The sequence below is a fragment of the Geobacillus sp. FSL K6-3411 genome, assembly GCF_037965715.1.
GTDB classification, from domain to species: domain Bacteria; phylum Bacillota; class Bacilli; order Bacillales; family Anoxybacillaceae; genus Geobacillus; species Geobacillus thermodenitrificans.
In genome coordinates this window covers 2,911,412-2,929,696 of the sequence record NZ_CP150187.1, presented here as the reverse complement: position 1 = coordinate 2,929,696, position 18,285 = coordinate 2,911,412, and the positions used below count along the sequence as shown (strand labels likewise).

Below are 18,285 nucleotides of genomic sequence, written 5' to 3'. Positions count from 1 at the left end.
ATGCCGTTTGAATGGGTAAAAGAACACGATTATGAAGATATTATTTACGAAACGTACAACGGCATCGCTAAAATTACGATCAATCGTCCGGAAGTACATAATGCGTTTCGTCCGAAAACAGTTAACGAGCTGATTGATGCATTCACGCGGGCGCGTGATGATTCGAACATCGGCGTCATTATTTTGACCGGCGCGGGCGGCAAAGCGTTTTGCTCCGGCGGCGACCAAAAAGTGCGCGGCCACGGGGGCTATGTCGGCGAGGACGAAATCCCACGCTTGAATGTGCTCGATTTGCAGCGGCTCATTCGCGTTATCCCGAAACCGGTCATCGCGATGGTTGCCGGGTATGCAATCGGCGGCGGTCATGTGCTTCATATCGTCTGCGACTTAACGATCGCAGCAGACAATGCCATCTTCGGTCAAACCGGGCCGAAAGTCGGCAGCTTTGATGGCGGTTACGGCGCCGGTTATTTGGCGCGCATCGTCGGCCATAAAAAAGCGCGCGAAATTTGGTATTTGTGCCGCCAGTACAACGCCCAAGAAGCGCTCGAGATGGGGCTCGTCAACAAAGTCGTGCCGCTTGAACAGCTCGAGGAAGAAACGGTCAAATGGGCGCAAGAAATTTTGGAGAAAAGTCCGACGGCGATTCGCTTCTTAAAAGCGGCGTTTAATGCCGATTCCGATGGCTTAGCCGGCATTCAGCAGCTCGCTGGCGATGCGACGCTTCTCTTCTATACGACGGAAGAAGCAAAAGAAGGAATGAGAGCGTTTAAGGAAAAACGGAAACCGGACTTCGGCCAGTTCCCTCGTTTTCCGTGATCATGTGCGCGCCTTGAGCCGACATTGTCACGGTTGGATGGGGGCCAATCTGCGCATGAATCATTTCCGTGAACATGCGCACGCTTGGCTCGATTGAGGGCAAAAGGTTGCCCACCGGTCTTTTCCGTGAGAACGAAAAAGCAGCTTGATGCGGCATCAAGCTGCTTTTTTGCGACCGAAGGGAGGAAAAACGAAATGACGACCATGCCGAACTGGCTGAAGCAGCGGGCGTTTTTGACTCCGGAGCGGACGGCCATCAGTGATGGGGAGCGGACGAAAACGTTCACCGAGCTGTATGAAGCCGCCGCAAGCTGGGCGCGCCGCCTCGCCGGAGCGGGAATCAAAGAAGGCGACATTGTCGCCTTGCTTATGAAAAATAGCATCGAGATGATTGAAATCGTCCATGCGTTGTTTTTCCTCGGCGCCCGCGCTTTGCTGCAAAACGTGCGCCTGACCCCTTATGAACTTGGTTGGCAGCTCGATGACAGCGGGGCGCGTTTTGTCATTGCGGATGATGGTTTCGCCGACCGCTTCGGCGGTGACGAGCGGGTCATTACCGTCAGCGCGCTCGCCGGGCTTGCAGAAGCGGACGTCCCACTCAAAGAAACGTACCATTTGGACGAGACAGCGACGATCATGTACACATCGGGGACAACCGGCACCCCGAAAGGCGTGCTGCAAACATACGGCAACCACTGGTGGAGCGCCGTCGGTTCCGTTCTCAATTTAGGTTTGCATGAGCGCGACTGCTGGCTGGCGGCGGTGCCGCTGTTTCATATTAGCGGGCTGTCGATCGCGATGCGCAGCGTCATTTACGGGATGCCGATGCAGTTGCAAACGTCGTTTGATGCCAAGGCGGCTAATGCCTTGATCATGGACGGCAAGGTCACTGTCATGTCGGTTGTGGCCGCGATGCTGCAGCGGATGGTGGTGGAATTAGGGGGAGAGCGCTACCCGGATACGTTCCGCTGTATGCTGTTAGGCGGCGGGCCGGCGCCGAAGCCGCTGCTTGAAGTGTGCAAAGAAAAAGGCATTCCAGTGTACCAAACGTACGGGATGACCGAAACGGCGTCGCAAATTGTTACGCTGGCCCCCGAATACAGCTTGACAAAGCTCGGTTCAGCGGGCAAGCCGCTTTTTCCCGCCGAGTTGCGCATCGTGCGCGATGGAAAGCCGGCGGCGCCGTATGAAGCTGGGGAAATCGTTGTGAAAGGGCCGAACGTAACGAAAGGGTATTTGCACCGGCCGGAGGCGACCGAACAGGCGATCCGCGACGGTTGGTTTTATACGGGAGATATCGGTTACGTCGATGAAGAGGGATTTTTGTACGTGCTCGACCGCCGCTCTGACCTCATCATCTCCGGTGGCGAAAATGTGTATCCGGCCGAAATTGAAGCCGTGCTCCTTGCTCATCCGGATGTCGAAGAAGCCGGGGTGACCGGCATGGAAGATGAAACGTGGGGACAAGTGCCGTATGCGTTTGTGAAATTGAAGCAAGGAGCGGCGGCCGATGAGGATGAACTGAAGCAATTTTGCCGCGGCCGATTAGCCAAATATAAAGTGCCAGCGCGCATTTATTTCGTTCATGCGCTGCCGCGCAATGCGGCACAAAAACTGCTGCGCCGCGAGCTGAAAACACTCATTCCAGAAGCAGAAAAGCGAGCGTCCCAGCTATAAGCGGGGCGCTCGCTTTATTCATCAGCTTCTGTTAAAAATCATCGTCCTCCAGTCCAAGCTCAGCTGCTCGATAGGCGACAAGCCGCTTAATATCGGGCGGCAACTGCTCCAACGAACCGAACTCGTACTGCCATAAATTTGTGAAGGAATCGATGCAAATCGGATACGCTTCCGGATGACTCCGCTTCATTTCCCTTTTGAACGCTTTAATGAGGCTGGCGCGCTTGTCCATCGTTATCCCCCTCTAACTATGTAAGCGCCGCCCGGTCAGCCGGGCAGCGCTTGACTCATCTGCCAGTTATGCTTCGTCAGAAGGAACAAACGTTTTGCAGTCTGTTTCCGTCACATCGGACGCTGCTTTCCCTGTATGGCTGACGACGTAAATCGCCTCAGCGCTGCAGCGGTTTCCTTCTGCCCAGTAATGACAGTTGCGTACTTCGCAAAGAACGTCTTTTGCCATTCGTCGTCCCCCTTATCATGATGAAATCGGCTACAACAATAGTTTGCCGGTTCAAGCGGAATTTATGAATGGAAGGATCATCTGCTGCGGATCCGGTGTAAAAAGTGGGAAGTTTTTTGACTAACGATAAATGAAAATATTTATCATTATCATTGACATAGAAAATCATTCTCAATTAAAATAAAAATCAAGAAGGTGATAAGGGAGGGTGACACGATGGCCTCTTTACTTGTTGTGGGTGCAGATCATTTAGGCAATATTACCGATAAATTAGTGAATTCTGGTTTCCGGGAAATCATTCATGTCAATGGCCGAAAAGTGAATATGGTCAAGCGCGATATTCCGGAGCATGTGGATGCTGTATTAGTCATGATCGATTACATTAACCATAACTTAGCCAAAAAAGTGAAAGAGAAAGCGAAAAGCAAAGACAAGCCCATTTATTTTGTCAAGCGTTCGTGGAGTTCGATTTATACTGTGCTGGAGCAGCTGGAGAAACATGCTTAAACATGGGAGGCAGCAGTGATGGCATTGACACATCAAAAGACACAAGGTGCTTGGGTTTATGCCGTTCACCGATTTCTCCACCGCGTGGTCGAGGCGTATTGTGAAACGACTCCTTCCTTGCGGTCGCCGTTTCAGCTATTGAAGCTGATTGAAATGCATCGCCCGCTCCTTTCTTTGTCTCTCTTTCCGTCGCCATTACATTACGGCCTCGTGCTCGCTAAAGTGACCGATCATTTGTTACAGTTTTTTGGTTCGGCGGACGAGACAGAATGCAAGCCACTGTTGCTTGTTGACGGCGGGAATGAGGGGGAGGCGGAAGATTGGAACGGTACAAACTTGTGTATCGTTTACCGTGACCGCGTGCGCGTATTGTTATGGTGCGAGGAAGAGGGGGAAATCCGGAACTACAAGGAAAGACTGCCGTCTTTATGTCGAGAAGCGGTCGGATTTTGTCCGCACGAGCTTGAATGTTGCTTTTTATGGACAGGCGGGCGCCGCATTGAATGGATGTCTGCCGGATAAAAAACGGCATGTCTTCGAACGGTGTGAAAGCTCGACATGTCGTTTCATGTTGAAAGAAAAGGACGTTCGGACATTCTCTATGTTGTCCTTGCGAGGGTATAGTCATAAATGTCCCATTTTTATCATAATATTTATGGCAAGGTGTCGCTATGGGCTCTCCTTTTTCTTGCTGTCGTCGGTTTGTTGTTGCTGTTGTTGCAAGGCCAACAGCACGTCTTGGAGATGGACTTTGCCGTCACCGTTCAGATCGGCGGAGGCTACCGGTGGGCCGTCGGCTGAAGCCGCCTTGGTTTGCTGTTTTGGCTTACAGGCGAAGGTGAACACAAGCAGTCCGATGATGAGAAGCAGAGCGACGTCATCGAAAATAAGGAAGGCGGTTTTGTAGGTTGACCAAAGAATTTTGCTTTGCCCGCTTTTTTGCTGGCTGTCGGTAATGAACCGTTTAATTTCCGAATGGCCGGGATAGAGGCGTTCGACCGCTTCGAATTTGGCCAAGGCATCCTTATAATAACCGCCCCAATACAGCGTCAATCCTTCGCGGAAGAGGGTATCAATGCTTCCTTGCCCTTGGTCGGCTCCAGCCTGCTTGACAAACTCTTTCACGGTATTGACCGGAACGACAAAATTGAATCTTTGCACTTCTTGGCGGTTGACAGTGCCGCCGCGGAAGGTGAGCAAGCCGATCATTTCCCCGCGTTTGTTAATGACGGGTCCTCCGCTGTTGCCATGGGTGGCGGCGGCGTCAATCTGGATGACCGGACTCCCTTGTTCTGTCTTTTTCGAAGTGGCGGAAACATGGCCGGCGTTCATGGAAGAGACTAAGGAGGAGTCGGGAGAAAGGTAGTCGGATTCAGCAGCGGCGGGGTAGCCGATCACCCAAATGTCATCTTGATTTTGGACGTTGTCCGAATCGCCAAGCGGCAGCGTCGGCAAATGTTTCCCTTCGACTTTTAAAACCGCAACGTCTTTCCCTTGATTGACTGGGGCCCCGTAGCTTTTTACTTCCCCGTCAAGCACATCCCCTCCAGGTAAAATCACTTTCAGACCGCGGGTGACGTTTGTATACAACGTATACTCAATCATATAATCATAAGCGATGTCAAAATCGACGCCAAAATATTCGGCCACTCCAGCTACTAATTATTCAAAGGCCGCATGGGCGATGTCTTTTTCTTCTGCCTTCGAATACTCAACGACATGGGCGTTCGTGACAATATAGCCGTTTGAGCTAATGATGGCCCCTGAGCCGGATGCGCCAATCATCGTTCGGTAATCAAGCTGGTGGAGGTACGCGTCGACATCCGGATCATTGTTGACAAATTTCCATTCCACGATCGCATAATCGACGATACGGACGACGGCTGGCTTTGTATACTCAGCCAGCTTTTGCGCTTGTGAGACGTGGGACGTGTCGGGTTTGATGTTCATTAGAAAGAAGGAAGCGGCGATGCATACGGCGAAAATGATGCTGATTGGGAGCGTGATCATCGCTCGTTTGCGCACATGTTTCAGCTCATTTGTCAGAAAATTTAAAAACAACAATGGTATATTATATTCGCCATCCGTCTTTTGGAGCACCACCGAAAAAAATAAAGGAAAGAGTGAGAAAAAAGCCCCGCCTTGACGGCGGGGCAGGGAAGGTTAACGGAGCGCCTGTTCGATCGTTTCGATATTTTGTTCCATCAAGTTGAAGTAATCACGGTTTTGTTTCCTGTCTTCGTCGGTCAATGTTTCTAGGTTGTGCAAATAGAGCGCTTTGGCGTCGATTTCATGCTGGATCATTTCTGCTGTTTTCGCTGGGATGTTGCGTTCAAAAAGAACGTAGCGAATGTGATGACGTTTCGCCCAATCGATGAGCGCAACCAATTGTTTTTGCGACGGTTCGTTTGTCGGCGTCAGGCCGGACACGCTGCGCTGGCGGAGGCCGTAGCGCTCTTCCCAATAACCGTAGGCCGCATGGGCGACGAGAATGTCTTTGTTCGGCGCCGATTGGACGGTTTGCTGGAAGGTTTGATCAAGCACTTCCAGTTTTTCTTTCAAGGCGTTAAAGTTTGCCGTAAACGTTTCTTTTTGCTCCGGTTTGAGTTCAATGAGCAAATCGCGAATCTGTTCGGCCATCTTGACGGAACGGATTGGGTCAAGCCAAACGTGCGGATCTTTATCACCGTGGTGCTCGTGTTCGTCTCCATTGCCTTTTGGAGCGGCATGTTCATCATCTTCTCCATGTTCTTCGTGAGACGATTCAAGTAAATCGATGCTGTCGGCAGCAGCAAGAAAGCGAACCGGTTCATTTTTTAACGCTTCCTTTAGCTTTTCGGCGAACGGTTCCATTCCTTGGCCGATATAAATGAAGGCGTCCGCATCGGCAACTTGTTGGATCGTTTTGGTTGTCGGTTCGAACGTATGCGCTTCGGCTCCGGGCGGATAAATGCTGTTGACTTCAACGACATCGCCGCCGATTTTTTTCGTGAAATCTTCGAGCGGGTAGACCGTTGTGTATATCGTTAACGTATCTTTTTTAGTTTCTGACCCGTTCTTGTCTTGTTCGTTTTGGCAGCCGTATAGCAAGCCGAATAAAGCGAGAAATAAGCATAATATCCATGATCTCGTTCTCATGATAAGCTCCTTCCCTTGAAAGCGATATGTCCTTCGCTATTATATCGTAATGATTCCGATTTGAAAACTATTTGTCCCCGTTTAGGGGGAAGCACGTCGCTCTGTTCGTTATGGTTCGGTCTTTTTTTGTGGTTTTTCGGGTACGGGGTCAAATCCGCCGGGGTGGAACGGGTGGCATTTCAAAATTCGCTTCACCGTCAGCCATCCCCCTTTGATGGCACCAAACCGCGTCACCGCTTCTATCCCGTAGTGAGAGCAAGTCGGGTAAAAGCGACATGTCGGGGGCTTGAGCGGGGAAAGAAATCGTTGGTAAAAGCGGATGAGCATAATCAGCAACTTGGCCACCATCACCATTCCTTTCCGTCCTTTTCGCTATTTCTACAATAGGACAAATCGCCTTTCCATTCAAGGGAAATGGTCTGTTGTGAGCAGCCGGTGTTTCGCCCGCAGCGCATCCATCGGTCTAGAAGACAAAAAAGATGCGGGACGCCCCTCGTTTTGGTTATGATAAAAAAGAGAATATACGATTAGGGGGAATTCATATGCCTTCACCAGTCGAAAGCTTTGAATTGGATCACTGCGCCGTGAAAGCGCCGTACGTGCGGCATTGCGGCGTTCACAAAATCGGAAGCGACGGTGTCGTCAATAAGTTCGATATTCGTTTTTGCCAGCCGAACAAAGAAGCGATGGATCCGGCGGCCATTCATACGTTGGAGCACTTGTTGGCGTATACGCTGCGCAAACATGTGACCAAGTATGATCACTTTGACATTATCGACATTTCGCCAATGGGTTGCCAAACGGGATTTTACCTTGTCGTGAGCGGTTCGCCGACCGTTGACGAAATCATCGATTTGCTTGAGGAGACGATGAAAGACGCCTTGAATGCGACGGAAGTGCCGGCTGCGACCGAGCGGCAATGCGGCCAAGCGAAGCTGCATGACTTAGAGGCGGCGAAAGAGCTGATGCGCTTTTGGCTGTCGCAAGAGAAAAGCGAACTGAAAAAAGTGTTTGGCTGATCAATAAGGCCGGTCCGAACGCCGCTACTGCGGCTGTTTCGGGCCGGCCTGTTGTTTGTCGTCCTGTTCCTCAGGAAGCGGATCTACCGTATGTTTGTATCCGTACGCTTTTGAGGTGGTGACGACGGCTAATGTAAGAATGATGACGACAATGATGAGACAAATCACTAACGTCCAATACATGATGATGCCTACCTTTTTTCTTTTCATTATACCATATGTAAGCACGCGTGCATTCATATTTCTCCTGGAATCGGGCAAGCTATTCATCGGCAAGGTTCGGCTGTTTCAATAGCGGACAAGTTGGGTAAATCAACCATGGGGAGGAATGAATATGGCAAACCAATTAACGGACATTGTCAACAAGCAAATCGCGAACTGGACCGTTTTGTACGTGAAGTTGCACAATTACCATTGGTATGTCACCGGTCCGCAGTTTTTTACGCTGCATGAGAAGTTTGAAGAGCTTTACAATGAAGCAGCCGGCCATATTGACGCGCTCGCCGAGCGGCTGTTGGCGCTGGGTGGCAAGCCGGTGGCGACGATGAAAGGCGCGCTAGAGCAAGCGTCGGTCAAGGAAGCGACCGGGACGGAAACCGCCGAGCAAATGGTCGCTTCGATTGTCGGCGACTTTGAAACGATGGTCGGTGAACTGAAGGAAGGAATGCAAGTGGCGGATGAAGTCGGCGATGAAACGACAGGGGATATGCTGCTTGGCATTCACCGGAGCTTGGAGAAACACGTCTGGATGCTGAAATCGTTTTTGGGACAGTAAAGGGAAAGGCTGCCCGTCAATCTCATGGGCGGCCTTCGGTTTTTGTCGAAAAAAGGCGTTGTTTAGGGAAACCGCCGCGTCTTGCTTTTTCCCCTTGGCATAGAATAGGGTACGCGTATCCTATGTTCAAGGGGAGAGAGCCGTGAACAAGCCAATTCCGATGATCGGTGTTCCGCTGTTCGGTTCGCTTGTGTCGGTATTTGTCGGCAGCGTGGACTCATTCGTCGTCATTTTGCTTGCATTAGTGATTGTCGATTACATTACTGGCATTGTCGCTAGTGCGATGGAAGGCAAGCTGTCAAGCCAGGTCGGGTTTCGCGGCATCGTCCGCAAGTTGTTGATTTTTGTGCTCACGGCAGCGGCGCATTTAGTCGATTTGGCCATCGGCTGGAACATGCACTTGATTCGCGACGCGATCGTATTTTTCTATATTGCCAATGAATTTATTTCGATCGTGGAAAACGCCGGGCGGGCCGGTGTTCCGATTCCCGCCGTGCTGCGAAAAGCGATCGAGTTGTTGAAAGATGAGATGAAATGATTTCCCCTGATGACGAGTTCATCGGGGGTTTTTGTTTACAATGAATCGTTCTTATTGCTAGATGAATCCGAAGGCTCAATCACCAACCTTCAAGAAAAGCGTTGCATCGGCAGTGTTCCGGTTATGCCGCATTGGAACGCAGTCCTTGTTGCTTGAACACCCGAGCGGATTTGTTCGCTGATTTTCGCAAAATCCGCATATTTTTCCCGGATGACCCCACACTAAACAAAAAGAGCAGAAGGAGTGGACGAGTGTGGCAGAAGAACGGAAAAAGACGTATTACATCTCGATAGCGCACGGGGAAATTTCGCAGCTGAAAACGGCGTCGCCATGGGATTTCCAAATTGAAGCAACCGACCGGGAAATCGCGGAGCTGCGCGAGTATTTCGATCAAAATTACTCGACCGACTGGCAAGCGTTTTGGCGCGCCCATGTGCCCTATGTCCAATATCATTACGATCGGGAAAACGATGCGTATGACGAGACGATGATGAAAATTTACGAAATGATTTATCGGCTTGGCAATGACGAAACGAAGGCGCAGATCCGATCGCTTGGCATCCTTCCTGATGACAGAGAAACAAACGAGTAAAAAGCCGCGAATGGGGCGGCTTTTTTTGTATAATGGGGAGAGGAAAGGAGCGAGTCCGATGTATGAGTTTCGCGATTATTACGGGCATCGCGTCCGGCTGGCGTTTGCGGATCATCCGTTTTCCTTGACGCCTGGGCATGTGTGGGTCATTTGCCGCTATCAAGGTCAGTGGTTGTTGACGGATCACCCGCGCCGCGGTCTCGAATTTCCCGGCGGCAAAGTTGAAGACGGGGAAACGGCCGAAGAAGCTGCCGCTCGCGAGGTCATGGAAGAAACCGGCGGGGTGGTTGGCCGTCTTTCCTATGTCGGCCAATATGAGGTGGAGCCGGATATTGTGAAAAACATTTATTTCGCCGACATTGCGGCGCTTTCCGAGCGGGACTCCTATTGGGAGACGAACGGCCCCGTGCTGCTTTCGGCACTGCCGGATCATATCCGCACGGATGCGCGCTTTAGTTATCTCATGAAAGACGATGTGCTTCCGTTGGCGTTGGCGGAAGTCAAACAGCGCGGGTGGATCGGCTAATATTCGGCGGCAAAACGAAAAGAGACGTTCATCGATCGTTCGCGAACGTCTCTTAGCGGCGGTTGCTCCATTTCTTTTCGATCATAGCGACAAGTTGATACATCAATGTCGACAGCACCGCGACAATGAGCAGGCTCATCAAGACGAGTGTAAAATTGAACACTTGGAAGCCGTAAATGATTAAATAGCCGAGCCCTTGTTTGGAAACGAGAAATTCGCCGGTGATGACGCCGACCCAGGCGAGGCCGACGTTCACTTTCAACGTTGAAATGATCGCCGGAAACGACGCTGGCAGCACGGCTTCTTTGAAACATTGGTAGCGGGTGGCGCCAAACGTTCGCAACACTTTCAAATAGTTCGGGTCGACTTCTTGAAACGAGGCATACACCACAATTGTCGTAATAATGATCGCAATAACGACACCCATCGCGATGATCGACGTAAATCCCGGTCCAAGGGCGACAATCAAAATCGGCCCGAGTGCGACTTTGGGCATGGCGTTAAAGACGACCAAATAGGGATCAAGCGTTTTGGCGAGGCGTGGAAACCACCAAAGCAACGCGCCGATGAGCGCACCGCCGACCGTGCCGATGATAAACCCGAGCATCGTTTCAAACAAGGTGGCCCACGTATGTGTTAAGAGAGAGTAGTCGCCGATTTTTTCAATAAACAATTTGCCAATGGCCGACGGAGAGCTAAACAGCAGCGGATCGACCCAGCGAAAGTGACTTGCCGCTTCCCAGACAGCGAAAAAGGCAATAAGGAGCGCAACTTGCCAAACGCGAATCACCCGCCGTTCTTTGCGGAGCGCGGCGAGGTATTCATGGTGCAATGAGCGGATGCGTTCATTAGACGGATTCAAGGGCCTCCATCTCCTTCCAAATGGATTGAAATAGCGGAGAAAACGTGGGATGCTGGCGAGCGGCGAACGGCGGACAGTGACGCAGCTCTTCCGGAATGATAAACGTCCGCACTAGGCGGCCCGGGCGTCGCGAAAACAGGAAAATGCGGTCGCTCATGGCGATGGCTTCTTCAATATCATGGGTGACGAGCACCGCGGTTTTTTCGTATTGCTTTAACGTTTTCCAGACGAGTTCTTCTAATTTTAGCTTCGTCTGTTGGTCAAGAGCGGAAAACGGTTCGTCAAGCAACAAGAGCTTCGGGTCGGTTGCCAATGTGCGCACGAGCGCCGCGCGCTGGCGCATGCCGCCGGACAACTGGCTCGGGTAATACGATTCCACGCCGTCAAGGCCGATCTCCGCAAGCAATGCGAGCGCCCGCTCTTTCGTTTCCGCTGTCAACGTTCCTGTGATTTTGAGACCGAGTAAGATGTTTTCTTCAATCGTTTTCCATGGAAACAAGTAGTCTTGCTGAAGCATATACCCGACAGCGCCGCGGGTTGACAGATCGGATCCGGCCGCCCGGCGCGCTGCTTTGGCGCTTGTTTCCTGCGCCCAAAGCGGTTCGCCTTCGATGAACACCTTCCCTTCCGTCGGTTGAATCAGCCCGGCGATAATGGAAAGAAGGGTCGTTTTCCCACAGCCGCTTGGGCCGAGAAAGGAGACAAACTCTCCTTTCTCGACCGACAGCGACACCTCAGCGAGCGCGGTGACGGCGGTTGTTTTCGTAAAATACGTGTGCGAGAGACGGTCGATGACAAGAAACATCCGGTTCACCCGCTTTCGTTAGTCGTTCATGGCTTTTTTGGCAAACGACGAATCAACGAGTGTGTCGAGGTCGATTCGTTTTGGCAGCTCGCCGGCTTCATCCATGATGTTTTGCAAGTTGTTCCATTCTTCCTCATCTAAAATCGGATCGGTCGCGTAAGAGCCTTGACTTTTGTATCGATCGACGACTGTTTCGATAATGTCCAATTCCGTGTCCTCAAAGTATGGTTGAATGACTTTGGCAATTTCTTTGGTGCTGTGTGATTCGACCCATTGTTGCGCTTTGTAGATGGCGCGCGTAAATTTTTCGATGATGTCTTTGTTCTTGTTCATATAGCTTTGTTTTGCCATGTACGTCGTGTACGGAACGCGCCCCGATTCGGTGCCAAAGGAAGCGATAATGTAGCCTTTTCCTTCTTGCTCAAAAATGCTAGCAGTCGGTTCAAACAGTTGGACGAAATCGCCGGTGCCGCTCGCAAAAGCGTTGGCGATATTAGCAAAATCGACGTTTTGAATCAGCTTCAAGTCTTGATGCGGGTCAATGCCGTGTTGTTTCAGCACAAATTCGCCAACCATCTGCGGCATGCCGCCTTTGCGCTGGCCGAGGAACGTGCTTCCTTTCAACATCTCCCAAGTAAAGTTGTCGATTTTTTTCCGGGAAACGAGAAACGTTCCATCTGTTTGCGTCAGCTGGGCGAAGTTGATGACCGGATCATTCGTCCCTTGCGCATACACATAAATCGACGTTTCCGAACCGACAAGGGCGATGTCCGCGCCACCAGACAGCAGCGTCGTCATCGTTTTGTCACCGCCCCACGTCGTCGTCAGCTCGACATCGAGCCCTTCTTCTTCAAAAAATCCTTTCGCTAAGGCGACGTACTGCGGCGCATAAAAAATCGAACGCGTCACTTCAGCGAGACGGACTTTTGTCAGCGTTTTTTCTTTTTGATCGGCGTCGTTGCCGCAGGCAGTGAGCGGCAAGAGGAGAAGAAGTGAACATAACCATACAGCCCATTTTTTCATGTGACCTACCCCCTTTTCGTCCACACGTGGTGAACATTCGCTTCACCTTATCGTATGCACAGGCGAAAAATGTGTGAATGCCTAGAAAAAATGGGCGAAACGACGGGAACGGTCTATAGGCAATGGTTTTCCCTTCATTCAGGCATGCAACATGCCTTTGTTTTCACGAAAAAAAGAGGGGAGACATTCATTCAGCTGGCGGAAAGGAGAGATCTACCATGGACGGGGACATCATCGACCAATACCGGTTTCCGTCGCCGCATCCGGACATCGACGTCTTTTTTGTCACCTATATGGCGCAAGGACTGAAAGTGAAAGGATTTTTGGCCGTGCCGAAACAAAACGACGTGTATGACGGGTTTTTGTATTTGCGCGGCGGGATCAAAAACGTCGGACAAGTGCGGGTGCCACGCCTCATCCAATTCGCTTCCCATGGATTTGTCGTCTTCGCCCCGCTTTACCGCGGCAACGGAGGCGGGGAAGGGAACGAAGATTTTGTCGGTGAAGACCGTTATGATGCGCTTGCCGGATTTGAGCTCCTGCGCCGCCATCCGCTTGTTCACCCGGGGCGTGTGCACGTGTTCGGCTTCTCACGCGGCGGGGCGATGGCGCTTCATACCGCTTTGTTGGCCGAACGGGTCTGTTCGGTCGCGGTCTGGGGAGGGGTGACCGATTTGGAGCTGACGTATTGGGAGCGGTTGGACTTGCGGCGGATGATGAAGCGCGTCATCGGCGGGACACCGAACAAATACCCGGAACGCTACCGTCACCGTACGCCGCTTTATAACCTAGAGCGCCTCAAAGCGCCTGTGCTTATCATCCATGGCGAGCGAGATACAAACGTATCGATTGAGCATGCGTGGCGGCTGGAGCGGCGGCTCAAGCAGCTCGGCCGACCGGTCACCGCTTGGTACTTCCCTGAGTTCAATCACTATTTCCCGCCGCAAGATAATCGAAAGACGGTGCAACGGCTCACCGAATGGATGAAACAACAGCCGACGGTATGATACGATAGGATGGGAAGGATGTTGAGGAAAACGCTCATAAGAAGCCTCGGGAGCTTGCCAACATCACCATTGGCAGAAAACGATGACGTTGGGAGGACGGCTTCGTGGGCTATAAACGAATCGATCAGGTGCAAGGAGGTCGGAAACGATGGGCATGCCGATGGAGCTGCAGACGCTCATTGTCACAAAAGGAAAAGAACAGCGCGTTCAAGGCAATTTGTTTGTGCTCGAAAAAGAAGGCTACCGCTTATACCCGCTTGACGTGCCGCTTGAAGTGCGCCGGACGCTGCAAAGCGAAGCGAGCGGCATCGCGGTCGTAAGAAAGCTCGAATGGGAAGATAACAAGACAACGGTTACGTATGAGCTCGTCAGCTTGTATTCCACCAATTGAACACGAAGTGTCGGGCAAATGAGCGCGGAATTGGTCCATCAGGCAGGGGCGCAAACCGAAGGACGGTTTGCGCCTTGCCATAGATAAGAGGAAAAAAGGCCCTGCTTGTCAAAGAGAAAGAGAATCACGGAGACCGAAATAGAGAAAAGAACAGAAAAAACGGCCGGACAGGATGTTCCCTGTCCGGCCGGGTGTTTGTTAAACGAGCGGTCCACCGAGTTTTTCAATGGACGGATCGATGTGAGCGAATTTTTGGAAGTTAGCGCGGAATTTTTCCGCCAGTTCTTTCGCTTTTTGTTCGTACGCTTGTTTGTCTGCCCATGTGTTTTGCGGACGCAAGACGTCATCTGGCACGCCCGGGACGTGGGCAGGGATGGCAAGACCGAAAATCGGGTCTTGGACCGTTTCGACGTTGTCAAGCTCCCCTTCGACGGCGGCTTGTACCATCGCGCGGGTGTAGGCGAGCTTCATCCGGCTGCCGACGCCGTATGGTCCTCCTGTCCAACCAGTGTTGACCAAAAAGACACGGACGTTATGCTCAGCGATTTTTTGCCCGAGCATTTCGGCGTATTCGACGGCCGGGCGCGGCAAAAACGGCGCGCCAAAGCATGTCGAGAACGTCGCTTCCGGTTCAGTGACGCCGCGTTCGGTGCCGGCGAGTTTGCTTGTGTAGCCGCTTAAGAAATGGTACATCGCCTGTTCGCGCGTCAGCTTGCTGATCGGCGGCAAGACGCCAAACGCATCGGCCGTCAAGAACACGATGGTCGACGGATGGCCGGCAACGCTTGGGTCAACGATGTTTTTGATCGCCTGAAGCGGATAGGCCGCGCGCGTGTTTTCCGTCAATGTCCCGTCATCGTAATCCGGAACCCGTGTCGCATCATGGAGAATGACGTTTTCAAGCACGGCGCCAAAGCCGATGGCATCAAAAATTTGCGGCTCTTTCTCGCGCGATAAGTTGATGCATTTCGCATAGCAGCCGCCTTCGATGTTGAAAATGCCGCGGCTCGACCAGCCGTGTTCGTCATCGCCGATCAAGCGGCGTTTCGGGTCGGTCGAGAGCGTTGTTTTCCCGGTTCCCGACAGGCCGAAGAAGAGGGCGACGTCGCCTTCCTGACCGACGTTGGCCGAGCAGTGCATCGGCAAGATGCCTTGTTCCGGCAGCAAATAGTTCATGACCGAGAAGATCGATTTTTTCATTTCGCCCGCATATTCCGTTCCACCGATCAAGACGGTGCGCTGTTCGAACGAGATGATGATAAACGCTTCCGAACGCGTCCCGTCAACGGCCGGGTCTGCTTTAAAGTTCGGCGCGCAAATGACGGTGAATTGCGGTTCATGGTCGGCGAGTTCTTCCGCGCTTGGACGGATGAACAGCTGATGGACAAACAAGTTGTGCCAAGCGAATTCGTTCACCACTTGAATCGGCAGCCGCGCTTTCGGGTCAGCGCCGGCGAAGCCTTTAAAGACGAACAGTTCATCTTTTTTCATTAAATAATCGAGCACTTTATCATATAATTTTTGAAATGTCTCCGGTGCCATTGGTTGGTTGACCGTTCCCCAATCGATGTTCTGTTTCGTCGACGGTTCTTCAACGATGTATTTGTCTTTCGGTGACCGTCCGGTATATTTACCGGTCGTGACGGCGACAGCGCCAGTGTGCGTCAGCCGCCCTTCGTTTCGGTGCAGCACTTTTTCGACGAGCTCAGCAACGGACAACTGGTGATGTACGTACGGTTTTTGCAGCAGCAAAGAAAGCTTATTGGTCATTTTTGCGATCCCCATATTCACAACCTGCCTTTTTTATTGGAATTCCTCTTGAAAATAGTATAACACATTTTTATTAATAGTCCATACTAATTGTGTAGGTTTTTTAAACTTAGTTTGGCCTATTTTTCAGATAATAAAAAATTTGTTTCTGCGGTTGACTTTGCTTATTTCATTACGATAAGATAAGTCATTGAACGGATACTCTTATCCCGAGCCGGTGGAGGGACAGGCCCGATGAAACCCAGCAACCGTCACAATTTTACAATATGTGAAAAGGTGCTAACCTGTGGCAAGGCGTGGTCCTTGAACGATAAGAGTGAAAGGAAGCAATACGATTGCAATGACCTTTCCTCACCGTGACAGGAAAGGTTTTTTTATATGAAGGGAAACGAGTTCCGTATCGCCACATTATGTCAAGAGGAGGAAATGAGCCGAATGTCAGCCAAACGCCGCTTGTTCACTTCAGAATCTGTAACAGAAGGGCATCCGGATAAAATTTGTGACCAAATTTCGGATGCCATTTTGGATGCCATTTTAGAAAAAGATCCGAATGCCCGTGTCGCTTGTGAAACGAGCGTCACAACAGGTCTCGTGCTTGTTAGCGGGGAAATTACGACCTCGACGTACGTCGATATTCCGCGCATCGTTCGCGATACGGTCCGCGAGATCGGCTATACGCGCGCGAAGTTCGGGTTTGACGCCGATACGTGCGCGGTGTTGACGGCCATTGACGAGCAGTCGCCGGATATCGCGATGGGGGTTGACCAGGCACTTGAGGCACGCGAAGGTCAGATGACTGACGAAGAAATTGAAGCGATCGGTGCCGGCGACCAAGGGCTCATGTTTGGATTTGCCTGCAATGAAACGGAAGAGCTTATGCCGCTCCCGATTTCGCTTGCCCATCGTCTTTCGCGTCGATTGGCCGAAGTGCGCAAAACGGATGTTTTGCCATACTTGCGTCCAGACGGCAAAACGCAAGTGACGATCGAATATGATGAAAACGGCAAACCGGTGCGCGTGGATACGATTGTCATTTCAACGCAGCATCATCCGGAAATTGAGCACGACCAAATCGAACGCGATATGAAAGAACACGTCATCAAGCCGATTGTTCCGGCGGAGTTGTTGGATGAGAACACGAAATATTTCATCAACCCGACCGGCCGCTTCGTCATCGGTGGTCCGCAAGGGGACGCTGGACTGACAGGGCGGAAAATCATCGTTGACACGTACGGTGGTTACGCTCGCCATGGCGGCGGTGCATTCTCGGGGAAAGACCCGACGAAAGTTGACCGTTCGGCAGCATATGCGGCTCGCTATGTTGCGAAAAACATTGTTGCGGCCGGACTGGCCGACAAGTGCGAAGTGCAGCTTGCTTACGCCATCGGTGTCGCTCGTCCGGTATCGATTTCGATTGATACGTTTGGCACCGGCAAAGTGTCGGAAGACGTTTTAATTGAAGTTGTCCGCAACAACTTCGATCTTCGCCCGGCTGGCATCATCAAAATGCTGGATCTGCGTCGTCCGATTTATAAACAAACAGCGGCTTACGGCCATTTCGGGCGCACGGATGTCGACTTGCCGTGGGAGCGCACGGATAAAGCAGCGGTGCTGAAAGAGCAAGCACTGGCATTAGCGAAAAACGAATAAATGAAAAACGGAGGAGGACTGCACTAAGGTGAGTCTTCCTCCGTTTCTTTTTATAGACATCGAAATGAAGCGTGCTGTTGTTGGTTCTGTCCTTTTTAGCCGCTGTGAAAAGATGGAAGGTCAGCTTCTGTTTTGTTGGAGCGCCTTGTAATATTGTCCTTTTTCTACATATTCGCGGCGGATGCGTTCCATTTCGCGGAAATCGTCTTCCGTCAGCTCGCGGACGACTTTCGCCGGCCGGCCGAGGGCGAGCACGTTCGGCGGGATTTTTTTGCCGGGCGGCACTAAGCTGCCGGCGCCGATAAACGCTCCTTCGCCGATTTCCGCACGGTCAAGAATGATCGAGCCCATGCCGATGAGGGCGTGTTTCCGGACGATGGCGCTGTGCAAAATGACTTGATGGCCCACGGTCACGCCGTCTTCAATGATGAGCGGATTGTTTGGACTTTGATGCAAAATTGAGTTATCTTGAATATTGACCCGGTTGCCGATAATGGTCGGCGCCACGTCACCGCGAATGACGGTGTTAAACCAGATGCTCGTCTCCTCGCCGATCGTGACATCGCCGGTGATCGTCACATAATCGGCGATAAAGGCGGACGGGGCAATTTGCGGTGTTTTTCCTTTGTATGGATAAATCATCGCTTTCGTTCCTTTCTTTTGCGAAATCGTCAGCTCATTCTTATTTTACAAAGTTGTCTGCCGTTCGTAAACGGAATGAAATAG

24 protein-coding genes and 1 riboswitch are annotated in these 18,285 nt (G+C 51.5%); of the genes, 12 read left to right on the top strand and 12 right to left on the bottom strand.

The genetic code is table 11. The features are described 5' to 3' along the window. Both menB and NSQ22_RS14880 read left to right on the top strand, forming a co-directional pair. A complete protein-coding gene (menB, locus tag NSQ22_RS14885) occupies positions 1-819 on the top strand; it encodes a 1,4-dihydroxy-2-naphthoyl-CoA synthase (RefSeq protein WP_008880973.1) in 819 nt (272 codons plus the stop codon). 195 nt (positions 820-1,014) lie between these two features. Continuing rightward, positions 1,015-2,496 carry an o-succinylbenzoate--CoA ligase gene (locus tag NSQ22_RS14880; RefSeq protein WP_008880972.1) on the top strand — a complete coding sequence of 494 codons (1,482 nt, stop codon included), beginning with the start codon at positions 1,015-1,017 and terminating at the stop codon, positions 2,494-2,496. Positions 2,497-2,527: 31 nt separating this feature from the next. Here the strand turns inward: NSQ22_RS14880 and NSQ22_RS14875 are convergent, their stop codons facing one another. Both NSQ22_RS14875 and NSQ22_RS14870 read right to left on the bottom strand, forming a co-directional pair. Continuing rightward, positions 2,528-2,728 carry a hypothetical protein gene (locus NSQ22_RS14875; protein ID WP_008880971.1) on the bottom strand — a complete coding sequence of 67 codons (201 nt, stop codon included), beginning with the start codon at positions 2,726-2,728 and terminating at the stop codon, positions 2,528-2,530. A gap of 66 nt (positions 2,729-2,794) precedes the next feature. Next, on the bottom strand, positions 2,795-2,956 hold the full coding sequence (locus tag NSQ22_RS14870; protein WP_008880970.1) for a DUF1540 domain-containing protein: 162 nt from the start codon (positions 2,954-2,956) through the stop codon (positions 2,795-2,797). A 216-nt stretch (positions 2,957-3,172) separates the two neighbouring features. On the opposite strand from NSQ22_RS14870, the gene NSQ22_RS14865 reads away from it, so the two are divergent. Then, complete coding sequence (locus NSQ22_RS14865) at positions 3,173-3,463, top strand: DUF2325 domain-containing protein (protein WP_008880969.1); 291 nt, start codon at positions 3,173-3,175, stop codon at positions 3,461-3,463. A gap of 18 nt (positions 3,464-3,481) precedes the next feature. Next, complete coding sequence (locus NSQ22_RS14860) at positions 3,482-3,985, top strand: hypothetical protein (RefSeq protein ID WP_008880968.1); 504 nt, start codon at positions 3,482-3,484, stop codon at positions 3,983-3,985. A gap of 147 nt (positions 3,986-4,132) precedes the next feature. Here the strand turns inward: NSQ22_RS14860 and NSQ22_RS14855 are convergent, their stop codons facing one another. The 4 genes from NSQ22_RS14855 to yidD form a co-directional block, all read right to left on the bottom strand. Further along, positions 4,133-5,113 (bottom strand): serine protease, encoded by a 981-nt coding sequence (locus tag NSQ22_RS14855; RefSeq protein ID WP_223812900.1) that lies wholly within the window; start codon positions 5,111-5,113, stop codon positions 4,133-4,135. A gap of 12 nt (positions 5,114-5,125) precedes the next feature. Continuing rightward, a complete protein-coding gene (locus NSQ22_RS14850) occupies positions 5,126-5,563 on the bottom strand; it encodes a S1C family serine protease (protein ID WP_223812899.1) in 438 nt (145 codons plus the stop codon). A gap of 63 nt (positions 5,564-5,626) precedes the next feature. Continuing rightward, a complete protein-coding gene (locus NSQ22_RS14845) occupies positions 5,627-6,601 on the bottom strand; it encodes a metal ABC transporter substrate-binding protein (protein ID WP_011888020.1) in 975 nt (324 codons plus the stop codon). A 108-nt stretch (positions 6,602-6,709) separates the two neighbouring features. Further along, the gene (gene yidD, locus NSQ22_RS14840) at positions 6,710-6,946 is read right to left on the bottom strand and encodes a membrane protein insertion efficiency factor YidD (protein ID WP_087960383.1); all 237 of its coding nucleotides are present in this window, start codon (positions 6,944-6,946) and stop codon (positions 6,710-6,712) included. A 197-nt stretch (positions 6,947-7,143) separates the two neighbouring features. Between yidD and NSQ22_RS14835 the strand changes: the two genes are divergently transcribed. Continuing rightward, on the top strand, positions 7,144-7,620 hold the full coding sequence (locus tag NSQ22_RS14835) for an S-ribosylhomocysteine lyase (RefSeq protein WP_008880964.1): 477 nt from the start codon (positions 7,144-7,146) through the stop codon (positions 7,618-7,620). A 24-nt stretch (positions 7,621-7,644) separates the two neighbouring features. On the opposite strand, the gene ytzI is transcribed toward NSQ22_RS14835, so the two are convergent. Beyond that, positions 7,645-7,803 carry a YtzI protein gene (gene ytzI / locus NSQ22_RS14830; RefSeq protein ID WP_223812898.1) on the bottom strand — a complete coding sequence of 53 codons (159 nt, stop codon included), beginning with the start codon at positions 7,801-7,803 and terminating at the stop codon, positions 7,645-7,647. Positions 7,804-7,954: 151 nt separating this feature from the next. On the opposite strand from ytzI, the gene NSQ22_RS14825 reads away from it, so the two are divergent. The 4 genes from NSQ22_RS14825 (at position 7,955) to ytkD (ending at position 10,051) form a co-directional block, all read left to right on the top strand. Next, on the top strand, positions 7,955-8,395 hold the full coding sequence (locus NSQ22_RS14825; protein WP_081157198.1) for a Dps family protein: 441 nt from the start codon (positions 7,955-7,957) through the stop codon (positions 8,393-8,395). 142 nt (positions 8,396-8,537) lie between these two features. Continuing rightward, positions 8,538-8,933, top strand: a complete 396-nt coding sequence (locus tag NSQ22_RS14820; RefSeq protein ID WP_008880961.1) for a phage holin family protein — start codon at positions 8,538-8,540, stop codon at positions 8,931-8,933. A 253-nt stretch (positions 8,934-9,186) separates the two neighbouring features. Further along, entirely contained in the window at positions 9,187-9,525 is a 339-nt protein-coding gene (locus tag NSQ22_RS14815; RefSeq protein ID WP_008880960.1) for a hypothetical protein, read from the top strand. 58 nt (positions 9,526-9,583) lie between these two features. Next, positions 9,584-10,051, top strand: coding sequence for an RNA deprotection pyrophosphohydrolase (gene ytkD / locus NSQ22_RS14810; protein ID WP_029760561.1), 468 nt, complete (start codon positions 9,584-9,586; stop codon positions 10,049-10,051). A gap of 52 nt (positions 10,052-10,103) precedes the next feature. On the opposite strand, the gene NSQ22_RS14805 is transcribed toward ytkD, so the two are convergent. The 3 genes from NSQ22_RS14805 to NSQ22_RS14795 are packed head-to-tail and all read right to left on the bottom strand — an operon-like array spanning position 10,104 to position 12,741. Beyond that, positions 10,104-10,913: an ABC transporter permease gene (locus NSQ22_RS14805; protein ID WP_008880958.1), complete on the bottom strand. Its 810-nt coding sequence runs from the start codon at positions 10,911-10,913 to the stop codon at positions 10,104-10,106. Continuing rightward, positions 10,900-11,718 carry an ABC transporter ATP-binding protein gene (locus NSQ22_RS14800; RefSeq protein WP_008880957.1) on the bottom strand — a complete coding sequence of 273 codons (819 nt, stop codon included), beginning with the start codon at positions 11,716-11,718 and terminating at the stop codon, positions 10,900-10,902. Before NSQ22_RS14800 ends, NSQ22_RS14805 begins: the two co-directional genes overlap by 14 nt. An 18-nt stretch (positions 11,719-11,736) precedes the next feature. Further along, the gene (locus NSQ22_RS14795; RefSeq protein WP_029760563.1) at positions 11,737-12,741 is read right to left on the bottom strand and encodes an ABC transporter substrate-binding protein; all 1,005 of its coding nucleotides are present in this window, start codon (positions 12,739-12,741) and stop codon (positions 11,737-11,739) included. Between the two features lie 218 nt (positions 12,742-12,959). On the opposite strand from NSQ22_RS14795, the gene NSQ22_RS14790 reads away from it, so the two are divergent. Beyond that, entirely contained in the window at positions 12,960-13,748 is a 789-nt protein-coding gene (locus tag NSQ22_RS14790) for a prolyl oligopeptidase family serine peptidase (protein ID WP_008880955.1), read from the top strand. Between the two features lie 148 nt (positions 13,749-13,896). Then, a complete protein-coding gene (locus NSQ22_RS14785) occupies positions 13,897-14,139 on the top strand; it encodes a DUF2584 family protein (RefSeq protein WP_008880954.1) in 243 nt (80 codons plus the stop codon). Positions 14,140-14,337: 198 nt separating this feature from the next. Here NSQ22_RS14785 and pckA read toward each other — a convergent pair whose 3' ends face one another. Next, complete coding sequence (gene pckA / locus NSQ22_RS14780; RefSeq protein WP_008880953.1) at positions 14,338-15,924, bottom strand: phosphoenolpyruvate carboxykinase (ATP); 1,587 nt, start codon at positions 15,922-15,924, stop codon at positions 14,338-14,340. A gap of 186 nt (positions 15,925-16,110) precedes the next feature. After that, positions 16,111-16,226: riboswitch (SAM riboswitch) on the top strand. Positions 16,227-16,344: 118 nt separating this feature from the next. Between pckA and metK the strand changes: the two genes are divergently transcribed. Next, positions 16,345-17,559 (top strand): methionine adenosyltransferase, encoded by a 1,215-nt coding sequence (metK, locus tag NSQ22_RS14775; RefSeq protein ID WP_011888011.1) that lies wholly within the window; start codon positions 16,345-16,347, stop codon positions 17,557-17,559. Positions 17,560-17,679: 120 nt separating this feature from the next. On the opposite strand, the gene NSQ22_RS14770 is transcribed toward metK, so the two are convergent. Next, entirely contained in the window at positions 17,680-18,201 is a 522-nt protein-coding gene (locus NSQ22_RS14770) for a gamma carbonic anhydrase family protein (protein WP_008880951.1), read from the bottom strand. Between the last annotated feature and the right edge of the window lie 84 nt (positions 18,202-18,285).